This is a genomic window from Corynebacterium sp. HMSC067D03 (genome assembly GCF_001811185.1).
Taxonomy (GTDB): domain Bacteria; phylum Actinomycetota; class Actinomycetes; order Mycobacteriales; family Mycobacteriaceae; genus Corynebacterium; species Corynebacterium coyleae.
The window spans coordinates 50,376-62,117 of the sequence record NZ_KV803790.1; the positions used below are offsets into that span (position 1 = coordinate 50,376).

General features: G+C 61.2%; 14 protein-coding genes and 1 pseudogene. 9 read left to right on the forward strand and 6 right to left on the reverse strand.

The genetic code is table 11. From position 1 onward, the window contains the following. Nucleotides 1-259: 259 nt before the first annotated feature. Nucleotides 260-985: a M23 family metallopeptidase gene (locus HMPREF2785_RS02790; protein WP_070421437.1), complete on the reverse strand. Its 726-nt coding sequence runs from the start codon at nt 983-985 to the stop codon at nt 260-262. 301 nt (nt 986-1,286) lie between these two features. On the opposite strand from HMPREF2785_RS02790, the gene HMPREF2785_RS02795 reads away from it, so the two are divergent. Genes HMPREF2785_RS02795 through HMPREF2785_RS02830 form a run of 8 tightly spaced genes read left to right on the forward strand, consistent with a single transcriptional unit; the run spans nt 1,287 to nt 9,387 of the window. Further along, complete coding sequence (locus HMPREF2785_RS02795; RefSeq protein WP_141750628.1) at nt 1,287-2,525, forward strand: cell division protein PerM; 1,239 nt, start codon at nt 1,287-1,289, stop codon at nt 2,523-2,525. 10 nt (nt 2,526-2,535) lie between these two features. After that, a complete protein-coding gene (gene purN / locus HMPREF2785_RS02800; protein ID WP_371325687.1) occupies nt 2,536-3,117 on the forward strand; it encodes a phosphoribosylglycinamide formyltransferase in 582 nt (193 codons plus the stop codon). Further along, a complete protein-coding gene (purH, locus tag HMPREF2785_RS02805; protein WP_070614207.1) occupies nt 3,114-4,658 on the forward strand; it encodes a bifunctional phosphoribosylaminoimidazolecarboxamide formyltransferase/IMP cyclohydrolase in 1,545 nt (514 codons plus the stop codon). Before purN ends, purH begins: the two co-directional genes overlap by 4 nt. A gap of 22 nt (nt 4,659-4,680) precedes the next feature. Continuing rightward, nucleotides 4,681-5,556 carry a serine hydrolase gene (locus HMPREF2785_RS02810; RefSeq protein WP_083308833.1) on the forward strand — a complete coding sequence of 292 codons (876 nt, stop codon included), beginning with the start codon at nt 4,681-4,683 and terminating at the stop codon, nt 5,554-5,556. A 2-nt stretch (nt 5,557-5,558) separates the two neighbouring features. Further along, a complete protein-coding gene (locus HMPREF2785_RS02815) occupies nt 5,559-6,422 on the forward strand; it encodes a serine hydrolase (protein ID WP_180949995.1) in 864 nt (287 codons plus the stop codon). Between the two features lie 40 nt (nt 6,423-6,462). After that, nucleotides 6,463-7,110, forward strand: a complete 648-nt coding sequence (locus HMPREF2785_RS02820; RefSeq protein ID WP_070421433.1) for a hypothetical protein — start codon at nt 6,463-6,465, stop codon at nt 7,108-7,110. A 12-nt stretch (nt 7,111-7,122) separates the two neighbouring features. Then, nucleotides 7,123-7,977 (forward strand): J domain-containing protein, encoded by an 855-nt coding sequence (locus HMPREF2785_RS02825; RefSeq protein ID WP_070614208.1) that lies wholly within the window; start codon nt 7,123-7,125, stop codon nt 7,975-7,977. Between the two features lie 27 nt (nt 7,978-8,004). Then, nucleotides 8,005-9,387: a hypothetical protein gene (locus tag HMPREF2785_RS02830; protein WP_070614209.1), complete on the forward strand. Its 1,383-nt coding sequence runs from the start codon at nt 8,005-8,007 to the stop codon at nt 9,385-9,387. 1 nt (nt 9,388) lies between these two features. On the opposite strand, the gene HMPREF2785_RS02835 is transcribed toward HMPREF2785_RS02830, so the two are convergent. The 5 genes from HMPREF2785_RS02835 to rpmB all read right to left on the reverse strand — a co-directional run bounded on the left by HMPREF2785_RS02835 (nt 9,389) and on the right by rpmB (nt 11,169). Beyond that, entirely contained in the window at nt 9,389-10,069 is a 681-nt protein-coding gene (locus HMPREF2785_RS02835) for a TetR/AcrR family transcriptional regulator (protein ID WP_070421430.1), read from the reverse strand. Between the two features lie 127 nt (nt 10,070-10,196). Beyond that, a complete protein-coding gene (gene rpsR, locus HMPREF2785_RS02840) occupies nt 10,197-10,448 on the reverse strand; it encodes a 30S ribosomal protein S18 (protein WP_180950003.1) in 252 nt (83 codons plus the stop codon). Between the two features lie 11 nt (nt 10,449-10,459). Continuing rightward, nucleotides 10,460-10,765, reverse strand: a complete 306-nt coding sequence (gene rpsN, locus HMPREF2785_RS02845; RefSeq protein ID WP_034999472.1) for a 30S ribosomal protein S14 — start codon at nt 10,763-10,765, stop codon at nt 10,460-10,462. A gap of 3 nt (nt 10,766-10,768) precedes the next feature. Continuing rightward, nucleotides 10,769-10,933 carry a 50S ribosomal protein L33 gene (gene rpmG, locus HMPREF2785_RS02850; RefSeq protein ID WP_006841072.1) on the reverse strand — a complete coding sequence of 55 codons (165 nt, stop codon included), beginning with the start codon at nt 10,931-10,933 and terminating at the stop codon, nt 10,769-10,771. Further along, nucleotides 10,933-11,169, reverse strand: a complete 237-nt coding sequence (gene rpmB, locus HMPREF2785_RS02855; protein WP_042409504.1) for a 50S ribosomal protein L28 — start codon at nt 11,167-11,169, stop codon at nt 10,933-10,935. Before rpmB ends, rpmG begins: the two co-directional genes overlap by 1 nt. A 204-nt stretch (nt 11,170-11,373) precedes the next feature. Between rpmB and HMPREF2785_RS02860 the strand changes: the two are divergent. Further along, nucleotides 11,374-11,742, forward strand: a pseudogene (locus tag HMPREF2785_RS02860) (hypothetical protein); the annotation flags it as partial.

Genomic DNA, 11,742 nt, shown 5'->3' on the forward strand with positions numbered 1-11,742 from the left:
GGCGCAGCTTTGGCTACGCGCACAGCAGGTCAATTTAACGTGTGTCCACCCGCGAAGCAATGGCGTGACCTGCACGTTTGTTCTAATTGGGCGTAGCTAGGTGGTATCGCTGCAGGCAGGCGCGATGTTACTGAAGTGAAATTTGTTACGGATGTTAATTGCCTGTGGGGGTGGATGGTGTACCCCCGCATGCTCCGAAAAGTTGGACACCCAACAATGAAAAAGCCCCGCCGAAGCGGGGCAGAAGTCTGTGTGTGGCCTAGAGCTGGATGCCGCGTGCGGCCAACCAAGGCTCCGGGTCGACAGCGGTTGCGCCGTCCGGCCAGATTTCAAAGTGCAGGTGCGAGCCGGTGGAGAAGCCCAGCGAACCCATGCCGGCGATGTCCTGGCCGGCATGGACCTGCTCGCCGACGCCTACGTACAGAGACTGCATGTGGCCGTAGACGGAAATGGAGCCGTCCTCGTGGCGGATGCGGATCCACTGGCCGTAGCCCTGGGCCGGGCCGGAGTCGATCACAGTGCCATCGGCAACTGCGCGGATCGGGGTGCCTTCCACGTTGGCGATATCGATGCCGGAGTGCATCGAACCCCAGCGCATGCCGAAGCCGGAGGTGTAAGCGCCGTCGGCCGGGCGGACGACCAGCGGGGCACGTGCTGCTTCGTCTTGGCGAGCGACCTCGTCGGAGTGCTGGACTGCCTTGTTGAGCTGGTCGGTAAGGTTCTCAACCGGCTTGTACTCCGCGATCGCCAGGATCTGCGGGGTTGCGGCGTCGCTGTCTGGGGTGCCGGCAATTTCGTCGGTATCGGCTGCGAGCTGGATGGAGTAATCCGCGTCCTGGCTCTTGTCCGAGGTGAGAGCGCCTGCGGCGAGGCCGGAGAAGCCGGCGGTGGAAACCGCGCCAGTGGCGGCGGCGACGACAGCTGCGCGACCCGTGTTCGGCGTCTGCTTACGGTGCTTGCCGCCCTGCTTCTTCGAAATGAACATGTGCCCTCTTTGAGATTTCCCGTTGGCCTCGAATCTTCCCTGCTGGCAGTGTTTCCGGCAGGGGAATCGTAACCTTCCTGTTATCTACGAGTGGTTACTGTAACGAATTGGTTTCATCGGGGCAAGATGAATCTGAAAATTGTCTTAATCGTTCGCTGTCTTCGCAGTGTTACATCCCGGTTGCATCCACGTCATGTGTAGTCGTATGTGAACGGTGTGACTCTCCGGACGGGTGGGGCAAATTGGAAGATCGGGTGTCCTTCCCCAGAAGTGGGGGTGAGGAGTGGCAGAGTTGGCGGGGATGAGCACCACACCGAAACCACGCCCGGCGTCGTCGACAAGAGGGCGCCGCGCGCGCAACGCCAGCATGTCCAAGCGCAAGATCACCGGTATTAAGAAGCGGTCTGCCCCCGCAAAGGTCCCGGAGACGACCGAAGAGCGGATCAAGCACTACCTGCCGTATGTCGCTGTGCCGAATGCTGTCGTCGGGCTCGGGCTGCTTGTGGTGTGCTTTGCCGTCATCCTCATCGCAGGTTGGCGCCTGACCTACCTGCCTGCCGCGGTGGGGGAGAGCTGGTTCGTCTTCCACGGAGTGCCAGTGCGTATCGACGACATCGAGCTCGCCGCCGTACCCCTTTTGCCAGCCATCGGTGTTGTCGCACTCGTGGCGCGCCGCATCCGTGCGGCTACGGCGGGACGAGTGAGCATCCTGGACCTCCTCGTGCTGCTTGGTCTTGTCATCGGCTTTGCGCTGGTGTTCAGCGGCATCGCGTTGTTCATGGTCGCTGACGCGTCGGCCGTCTATCCGGTGGCCGCACCACACCCCGTGGCCGCGCTGCTTTGCCCGGTCATCTTGCACCTCATTGGTTACTGCATCGGAATCCGCAACGTGGTGTGGCATGCGCTCGCGAAGCGTGCGGGGGTTCCCGCGGAAACCGTTGATGCAGGTGAGGCTGCAGGCAAGATCGTTGTACGCCTGCTGAGTGCAGCCGCAGTGATCTACCTTGCGTTCCTCGTTGCAGGTTTTGGTGAGGTTCGCGAACTGCTCGGCCAGTACCCATCCCTCGGGTGGGGCGGCGGTATCGGCCTGTTCGTGCTCTGTGTGGCGTACCTGCCAAATGCGGCTATCGGGGCGCTGTCGGTCATGCTCGGCGGGTCCTTTACCTACGGTGCCGGTTCGATAAACCTCTTCGACGCAGTCCAGATCCCGTACCCACCCCTGCCCCTGTTTGGTGCGATCCCGGCGGAGGTGCCCGCGTGGGCGCCGGTGCTGTTGGTGGTGCCGGCGGCGGTGCTGGTGCATTACTTCGTCGCAAAGCAAGTGTCTCTGACTGCTATTGCAGCAACTGCCACGTGGTGCGCCCTATTCGGCGCGGCCGCAGGCGTCTTCTCCTCAGGGCAAGCAGGCGCTTATGGGGTCATCGGCGTGGACCCTTGGGTGCTGGCGCTACTGCTATTTGTATGGGTTGCCGTCACCGGTGCAACCGTGTTGGGGGTAGCTGCGCTAAGGCAACGCACACCTGCGAACACTGACAGCTAGACTGCTTCGCGTGAGTGATTCAGTGAAATCAATTGCTGTGCTCGTCTCTGGAACGGGTACGTTGCTGCGGTCCATGATCGACAATGCGCAAGGTCGCTACCGCATCGACATTGTGGTGGCGGATCAAATTTGCCCAGCGATCCAACGTGCGAAGAACGCGGGTATCCGCACCGCAGTGGTGCCAATGGAAACCAACCGCAACGCGTGGAACGAAAAACTTGCCGCCACGCTTGCGTCCGTGAAGCCAGACCTTGTCGTTTCGGCGGGCTTCATGCGCATCCTGGGCAAGCCCTTCCTTGAGAAGTATGAAGGTCGAACCATCAACGCGCACCCGTCGTTGCTGCCATCATTCCCGGGCGCACACGCTGTCCGGGATGCTCTGGAATACGGTGTGAAGGTCACCGGCTGCACCGTCCACTACGTCGATTCCGGACTGGATAGCGGCGAGATCATCGCCCAGCGTGCCGTTGAGGTGCTGCCGGACGACACCACCTCCACGCTGCACGAGCGCATCAAGAAGGTCGAGCGCGAGCAGATCGTGGAACTGCTCCATAACGCTCAAGTAGTAAACGGAAAGGTCCTTTTCTCATGACGAATGCCGCGAAGCGGGAAATCAAGCGCGCGCTAATCAGCGTCTACGACAAGACGGGGCTGGAGGATCTGGCTCGCGCGTTGGGCGAAGCCGGCGTAGAAATCGTCTCCACCGGTTCCACCGCGAAGCGCATTGCAGACGCAGGCGTGCCGGTGACCGAGGTCGCAGAGGTCACCGGTTTCCCGGAGGTACTCGACGGCCGTGTGAAGACGCTGCACCCGCGCGTGCACTCGGGCATCCTGGCAGACCTGCGTAAGGACGACCACAAGGCGCAGCTTGAGGAGCTGGGCATCGAGCCGTTCTCGCTCGTCGTGGTCAACCTGTACCCGTTCGAGGAAACCGTCGCCTCAGGTGCCAACTTTGACGAGTGCGTCGAGCAGATCGATATCGGTGGTCCGTCGATGGTGCGCGCGGCAGCCAAGAACCACCCGTCTGTCGCGGTTGTGACCTCCCCGAAGCGCTACGCCGACGTTGTGGAGGCCGTGAAGAACGGTGGCTTTACGCTCGACGAGCGCCGCGAGCTCGCCCTCGAGGCGTTCACGCACACTGCGCGTTACGACGCCGCCGTGTCCTCCTGGCTCGCCTCCCAGCTCGAGAGCCAGACCGAGTCTGGTGCGCAGACCACGGAACTGCGCTACGGCGAGAACCCGCACCAGGCAGCCCGCCTGGAAAGCGACGGTTGGGGCATTGCCGCTGCGAAGCAGCACGGCGGCAAGGCAATGAGCTACAACAACTACCAGGACGCTGACGCCGCATGGCGTGCGGCTTGGGATCACAACCGTCCGTGCGTCGCGATTATCAAGCACGCCAATCCGTGTGGTCTCGCAGTTTCCGACGAGTCCATCGCGGATGCACACAAGAAGGCACACGCCTGCGACCCTGTCTCTGCTTACGGCGGCGTGATCGCTGCGAACCGCGAGGTTACCCTTGAGCTTGCAGAGCAGATCCACCCGATCTTCACCGAGGTGGTCATCGCCCCGTCTTTCGCGCCGGAAGCACTCGAGCTGCTGCGCACGAAGGAGAACCTGCGCCTGCTGGAGGTCACCCCGGAGCAACTCACCGAGGAACGCAAGCAGATCACCGGTGGTTGGCTGGTCCAGGAGCGCGACCAGTTCCAGGCCGACGGCGACGCAGCCGCCAACTGGAAGCTGGTTGCCGGCGACGCTGCCGACGAGCAGACCCTCGCCGATCTTGAGTTCGCGTGGCGCTCGGTGCGTTGCGTGAAGTCCAACGCCATCCTGATTGCCAACGACGGCGCATCGGTGGGCATCGGCATGGGCCAGGTCAACCGCGTCGATTCGGCCAAGCTGGCCGTTGACCGCGCGAACACACTGGACGAGGGCCGCAACCGCACCAACGGTGCCGTGGCAGCCTCCGACGCGTTCTTCCCGTTTGCCGACGGATTCCAGTTGCTTGCAGACGCCGGTGTGAAGGCCGTTGTCCAGCCCGGCGGATCCATCCGTGACGAGGAAGTCATCGCTGCAGCCAAGGAAGCCGGCGTGACCATGTATCTCACCGGCACCCGCCACTTCGCCCACTAACCCTCTGAAGGAGAGTACCTCCGTGTCCTCCAAGCTCGCCGCGCTTGCGCTCACCGCAGGTATTTCGCTTCCGGGCCTGCCGGCCATTCCCACCTACTCCGCGATTGATCAGATCCCGGTTGTAGGCCCGGCCATTGTGCAGACCTACAAGCAACTGCCGCCGCAAGTGCAGCGAGCCATCCACCTGCCGTTGCCGCTGACGGCACCGGCCGCCGCGAAGAGACAGCCGACGGGCAAGAGTGCCACGGAGGTTCAAGCGCAGCTTGATCAGCTTGTGCGCGACGTTGTTGCGCGACATGGTGGCCGCGCGACAGCATCTGTCGGTGGCATTACCGCAGGGGATAACCGCCCGGAGCCGGCATTTTCCACTATGAAGGTCCCGGTGGCTATTGGTGCGCTGCGCAAGAGCCCGGCAGCCTACCCGGATGCTGAGGTCGCCGTGACCCGCTCCGATAACCCTGCCGCGCACCGTATGTTTGGCCAGGTATCGGGCGCGGAACTCGACGGCATCATCGCCGAGGCAGGATCGCGGACCACCAACTCCGCGGGATACCAGATGGACACGCTGTGGACCACCAGCGACCAGGCGGCGTTTGCATCGGGCCTGCGCTGCGTGAAGGGGCATGAGCCGGTGCTGGACATGATGGGGCGCGTCGTCGATTATCAGCGCTGGGGTGTAGGGCGCATCCCTGGTGCACGCTTCAAGGGCGGCTGGAACTACTACGAGAACGGGCACCTCGCCCGCCAGTTTGGCCTCATCCCTGGGCCGAACGGGGATATCGCCGTGGCGATCACCGCGCACAGCCCGAAGGGGCACGAGGGTAGTTTCGCCATGCTCAACGAGCTGGCGGACGGCATCGCAGCAATGCGCGGCGATCTGCCGACGGCCCGCTGCTAAACATGACGCCGCGACTGAGGTTTGCTGCAGCGCTGGTCGCCGCTGGGCTTGCGCTCAGCGCGTGCGGGGCAGGGGAGCGGGCCTCAGAACCAGCGACGGAAACTGTGACGGCAACCCACGTAATTACGCCGAGTTCACTCGCACCCTCGCCCGTCCCCGCGCCTGTTCTGGAGCAGTTGCAACCGCAGCTCCAAGCAGCAGTCGATGCCGTGGTTGCTCAATACGGGGGAACGGCAGAGCTCGCGGTGTCTGACGGCCGGGACGCAGTAGGATCGCCGGAACAAGATCCGCAGGTAGCGTGGTCAACTTCGAAGGTTCCGATCGCGGTCGCTGCGCTTCGCAAAGACCCTTCGCTACTTCCGGTTGCGGAGTCTGCGATTACCGCCTCAGACAACTTCGCAGCAGAAACACTGTGGGCGACGGTTGAGCCTGCGGAGGTAGAAGCAGTGCTGCGTGAAGCAGGAGTAGATCTCCCGATGAACACCGTTGTGCTCAGGCCTGGATTCACGGCTTTCGGTCAAACGCGATGGGGCACTCGTGAGCAGGCAGTGTTCGCCTCCAACCTGCGCTGCGTGGCGGGGTCCGACGAGGTACTCGACATGATGCGCAAGGTAGTGCCGGAGCAGCGCTACGGTCTGGGGGTTTTGCCGGATGTTGCCTTCAAAGGTGGCTGGGGTCCGGGGGACGACGGGAAGTACACCGTGCGCCAGCTCGGCCTGTACAACGGCTACGGCATCGCGCTGACAGTTTCGCCCGCCGACGGCACCTATGCGACGGCCCAATTGATGGCAACTGATCTCACAAACGCTGTGCTCGAGCTGCAATTGGGCTCGCCAAATCCTGACTGTTCGGAGGCTGGACGATAGACTGCGGGGACAAACACCCCCGTAGCTTGGAGATTCCACGATGTCGAACCCAAATGCCAACCCCAACGATGAGTGGGCGGCATACACCCCGAAACCATCCGAATACGACGAGTGGGGACAACCACAGCAGCATATGCCCACCCAGCAGTTCCCGGCGCAAAGTTGGGAACAGCAGCAGTGGAGCCAACCTGCGTACGCGCCGGCGCCCGGCCCACAAGAGCCGAAGTCATCGAACCGGGTGCTCTACATCATCATTGGCGTGCTCGCCGTTGCCCTCCTGGCGGTCCTCGGTGCGTTCGCCGCGTGGAGCTTTAGCGGATCGTCCAGTGGCTCCAAGGAGCCGGTGACCTCCACTGTTGTGGAAACGTCGACGCGTGCTCCAGGTGGGGCCGCGACTGACGGCGCAAAGCCATCGGCGGCACCGTCGTCGGCGAAGCCAGACGCTGACCGGAAGGACCGTACCTTCGGGGTTGGCGTGCCGGAAACGTCCGTCACAACTGAGGGCTTCGCGCGTGCCGTAGGTGATGATTTCCGCGCGTACTACGCGGAGCACGGAAAGACGCCGACTTCGCTGCGTAGCCTGAGCCCGAAGACCGGCCAGTACTACATGATGTCCTGCTCGCCGGCGCAGGGCGGTTTCCGCTGCACCGGCGGCAACAACGCCTCCGTCTTCATCAGCGAGCAGTAGAAGGAAACCGGGATGCAGCATTACAACCTGTACAAGACGCTCGAACTTGATCCGTCGGCTTCGAGCGAGCTGCTTGTCGACGAGCTCACGCAACGCCTCGACAGCGGCCTCACCTCCAACCCTGGTGGCGAGGAGGAATTGCGTCTGGCTCGGGAGATTCTGGGAGACCCGACTAAGCGCCAGATGTACGACTCTCGCTTGAAGGCCGACAGTGGCATGCCCATGAACGTGCAAAGCCTTCGGTCGCTGGCCGCCATGGCGTCACCGGCTGCAACGGCTGCACCGACCGCACCCGAAGCACCAGAAGCCCCCGAAGTTTCCGAACCAGCCGTTGTTCCCGGCTCTGGCGAAGGGGACAACACACCGGAGAAGTCGTTCGATGTGAAGCGTTGGTGGCCTATTGCTGCTGTTGTTGCGGGTGTGCTCATCATTGCGCTGGTAGTTCCTCAGCTTGTTGGCGCTGGGCTGGGCTCGAGCGGACCTGAGAAGCTCGCCAACGAAATCGCCCAGCTTGATGAGGACGATAGGGCCGACTGGATGAATCAGCATGCCGCTGCTGGCCGTGCAGCGTTGCTTGAAAACAAGCTTGAGAACACGAGCATCGGATCATCCGACGATGCCGAGTACGCCGCGGGGGAGAGCTACGACCTGAAGGACCTCGTCGCAAAGAAACAAGGTGACGATGCGTCGGAGAATACCGACTACCTCGACCGTCTTTACGGGTTGAGTGGGATCAAGGAGGCGCGACTCGTTGGGATCAACACGGAGGTGAAAAACAAGGACGTCCATGCGACATCGGTCAATACCCAACTGTTTCTGTTCGCTCGAGATGGCGGCGACTGGAAGCTCTACGACATCTTTGACTAACACGGCGAGAGAACGAGGAGATTGAACATGAATAAGACGAAAGCAATCGCACTTCTTGGAGCAGGGCTGTTGACAGTTTCGCTGAGTGCCTGTGGCGGCGCGGATGAAACCGAAACGGAAGTGCTTGACCCAACTAAGCACGCAACTACGGCTGCGGAATCCCTTAAGCCACAGTGGAACAACAACGCACGCATGGCCGTCGATCCGTTAGAGGCGGCGCCTGAAGCAGCACGTGACTTGCCAGAAACAAGGTCACTTGGGATCGACAACCTCGACGTGTTCAATCCGACATTCAATCAGGCGGTCCCTGCAAAACTCGCTGTCACATCCTGGGACAAAGAAACCCGTGCGCTCGATCTGGACACGGGAGCGTTGTACGACGTCTCCCCGAAGAAGTTCGATGGCTCTGAGGACAAACGTATGACCACGACGATGATGCTGGTTGCCGACGACGGGAAGACCAAAGGCGCCAGCTTTGTGAAGACTGTGGAGAGTACGCAGGGCCTACAAACGGAGAAGGTAAGCCTTTCGACGTTCCTCGACGATTTTGCATCCTTCGACGAGCCAACCCTCGCGGAAGTGGATTCGAAGAACCTCGACGCTAAGTCCGCCGAAATTATCGCGGCGAGTGCGGAGAAGATCTATCTCGCGAACATTCCGGAGGCCGGCTCGAAGAAACAAATCGATGTCGTTGCGGTGGATATCGCCTCTGGCCAAGAAACAAGGCATGAGCACATCGAGACCAATAATTTCTTCCGCGTGCTCGCGCAGAGCGGGGAGCCCGTGCTGTATTACGCAAGCAACGATGGGGATTTGAGGCGCCGAAACCTAGAGTCGGGCGAGGACGTTGAGATACGTAAAGGTTTCGCACCCGAAGCCGTGTGGCGTATCGGCGACGATGCCCTTGTGTACGGCAAGGATACTGCGGAACAGGAGCGCTGTACCGATGAGCCAACGAAGCCTTGTGAAGCGAAATTCCTTTATGTCAGCGGTGGCAAGGCAGATGAGGCAATGAGTGTGGAAACCAGAACCTACAGTTCTGTACCTGTGGTGCGGCGCAGCGGTGACGTCATTACGGCTATCTTCACCTCGCGAGCCGAGGGCATAGTAAAACTTCTCGTTCTGAAGCCCGAGTCTGGAGAAGTCCTGCTCGAATTGGGTAAGGATGAACTCAAGAAGTTGGACTTCGTCGACGCGATTTCGGACGGGGAGTCGATCTTTACCTACGACGGCAATCGAACTTCCCCGCGCGTTGCTCAAAGCGATGTGAAGACTAAGGAACTTATCACCGCTGATGCGGATGTGTTCCCGATTGATTCACCGTCAGGGGCCCGGATTTGGGGCGTGAAGCGAGACGACGGGGATTGGTTCGAGGCCCGCGTCGCGGTCGAGGATCTCGACAAGTTCTAAACTACGCGTCCTCGTCGCGCGATACTTGCGCGACGAGGCTGAGCATGCGCTCGGCGCGGCGATCCGGAAGGTCCGTATGCAGCACGTCCAGGACGGCATCGGCGATGGTGACGGAGGGGGCGGGCAGGGCGTCGTCGACAAGCGGGTATGGCGCAACGCCGGTGTTGTCGCGCATCTCGATGGCGGCGAGCGTCATGTGGAACGGTAGGTCGATGCGGGGGTCGTCGTCGCCAACGATCTGCGCCGCCAGGTCGCGGAAGATACCCTCCAGGCGTTGGCGTGCCTCGTGGTACTCGTCAAACTCCTCCGACTCCAACACTGGCAATTGGTAGAGTCGGCCGACGTTCCAATTCGAGGACAACAAGATACGAGTCTCGGCGGCGACGAGCGCCCAGAGCTTCACAGCTGCGGTCTCGTCGGTCTTGGCCAAGTCTGATGCGAGATCCAGCGAAGGCTGCAGTGTCCCCATGAGCAGCGTGAGGAAGATGTCGCGCTTGGAGGGGAAGTGGTAGTACAGCGACGCCTGACGGATGCCTACGGCGTCAGCAATGTCGTGAGTGGAGGTAGTTGCGAAGCCTTTGCGTGTGAAAAGTTCGGATGCGGCATCGAGGATTTCTTCGCGGGCGGTTGCGCCTTTGCGCCGTGGGCTTTGCTTGCGTGGTCGTCCGACCGAATTCGCCATACCCTGCCTACCTTTCTGGGATACGCCACTACTTTAGAAGAAAAACACCCGCTCTCAACCCTCGCGGGGAGGGGAGTGCGGGTGCTTAGAGCCGAAGACTCTTACGCTGTCATCGTCAACCGGCTAATTAGCGGGTGGTGAACGGCAGAAGAGCCATCTCGCGCGCGTTCTTCACAGCGGTAGCGACCTGGCGCTGCTGCTGCGGGGTCAGGCCCGTGACGCGGCGGGAACGAATCTTGTGACGGTCGGAGATAAACAGACGCAGGGTCTCAATATCCTTGTAGTCGACGGTCTCGATGCCCTTTGCCTTCAGCGGGTTCTTCTTCGGGCGACGGGACTGCTCAATGCGCGGCTTACGCGAATTGTTGCGCTTCATAATTTGAGTCCTCCTTACCACGAAGACTTACGGACGCCAGGCAGCTCACCGCGGTGAGCCATCTCGCGCATACGGACACGGGAAACACCGAACTTGCGGAGGTAGCCGCGGGGGCGGCCGTCACGCGAGTCACGGTTGCGCACGCGCACCGGGGATGCGTCGCGCGGCTGACGGTTGAGCTCAAACTGAGCGTCCAGACGATCCTCGTCAGAGGTCTCCGGGTTCTTGATGATTGCCTTGAGCTCGTTACGACGCTCCGCGTAGCGGGCGACGATCTCTTTACGCTGCTCGTTCTTAGCGATCTTAGACTTCTTCGCCATGGATTATCGCTCCTCGCGGAATTCGACGTGCTTGCGAACTACCGGATCGTACTTCTTCAGCGTGATGCGGTCCGGGTTGTTGCGCTTGTTCTTGCGGGTGACGTAGGTGAAGCCGGTGCCCGCGGTGGACTTCAGCTTGATGATCGGGCGGATATCGTTACGTGCCATTAGATCTTCTCACCTCGTGCACGGATCTGGGCTACGACGGACTCGATGCCGTCGCGGTCAATGATCTTCAGACCCTTCGTGGAAACGTTCAGGGTGATGGTACGGCCCTCGGAGGGCAGGTAAAACTTCCGCTTCTGCACGTTGGGGTTCCAACGGCGCGAGTGGCGGCGGTGCGAGTGCGAGACGGTCTTGCCGAACGACGGCTGACGTCCCGTGACCTGGCAATGTGCCGACATGGGTTTCTTCCTTACTCTTCTTACCGCCCACGACTCGATCACGTTGTGAGGAAAGCGCCAGGTGAGAAGCGGTGTGAGGGTCCGCTACCGGCGCAAATGCAATCGGTTGACGTAGGCGTATATATGTACTTCGACAACAGCGAGAGACAACCCTACCGTCTTTGCGCCATTTCTCATAATCGCGTTTTGTCTAGTATGGCACCCGTGAATGAACCCACCTATCGGCGAATCGTTGCTCTCGACGTGGCTCGCGGCATCGCAATTCTGGGCACATTGGCGACGAATATCTGGATCTTTGCCACCTGGCACCAGATGGACAGCGTCATGGAGCAGTATTTCGATCCGAACTTCACGCTCTGGGATGAGGTTCGCGCCGCTTCCACGAATGGAACTGCAGCAGAGGCCGCCGACGCGTTGTTCAATGCCGCAAGCGCGTTGGTCACGGACGGCAAGTTCCTGGGACTGCTCACCATCATGTTCGGCATCGGCATGGAGATCCAGCGCCAATCTGCAGCGAAACGAAACCAGCGCTGGCCCGGGCTGTACCCCAGGTGCCCCTACCAGCGCCCGCAG

Coding starts and splice junctions, on each gene's coding strand:
- HMPREF2785_RS02790 (WP_070421437.1), bottom strand. CDS start 985: ATGTTCATTTCGAAGAAGCAGGGCGGCAAGCACCGTAAGCAGACGCCG.
- HMPREF2785_RS02795 (WP_141750628.1), top strand. CDS start 1,287: ATGAGCACCACACCGAAACCACGCCCGGCGTCGTCGACAAGAGGGCGC.
- purH (WP_070614207.1), top strand. CDS start 3,114: ATGACGAATGCCGCGAAGCGGGAAATCAAGCGCGCGCTAATCAGCGTC.
- HMPREF2785_RS02815 (WP_180949995.1), top strand. CDS start 5,559: ATGACGCCGCGACTGAGGTTTGCTGCAGCGCTGGTCGCCGCTGGGCTT.
- HMPREF2785_RS02820 (WP_070421433.1), top strand. CDS start 6,463: ATGTCGAACCCAAATGCCAACCCCAACGATGAGTGGGCGGCATACACC.
- HMPREF2785_RS02825 (WP_070614208.1), top strand. CDS start 7,123: ATGCAGCATTACAACCTGTACAAGACGCTCGAACTTGATCCGTCGGCT.
- HMPREF2785_RS02830 (WP_070614209.1), top strand. CDS start 8,005: ATGAATAAGACGAAAGCAATCGCACTTCTTGGAGCAGGGCTGTTGACA.
- HMPREF2785_RS02835 (WP_070421430.1), bottom strand. CDS start 10,069: ATGGCGAATTCGGTCGGACGACCACGCAAGCAAAGCCCACGGCGCAAA.
- rpsN (WP_034999472.1), bottom strand. CDS start 10,765: ATGGCGAAGAAGTCTAAGATCGCTAAGAACGAGCAGCGTAAAGAGATC.
- rpmG (WP_006841072.1), bottom strand. CDS start 10,933: ATGGCACGTAACGATATCCGCCCGATCATCAAGCTGAAGTCCACCGCG.
- rpmB (WP_042409504.1), bottom strand. CDS start 11,169: ATGTCGGCACATTGCCAGGTCACGGGACGTCAGCCGTCGTTCGGCAAG.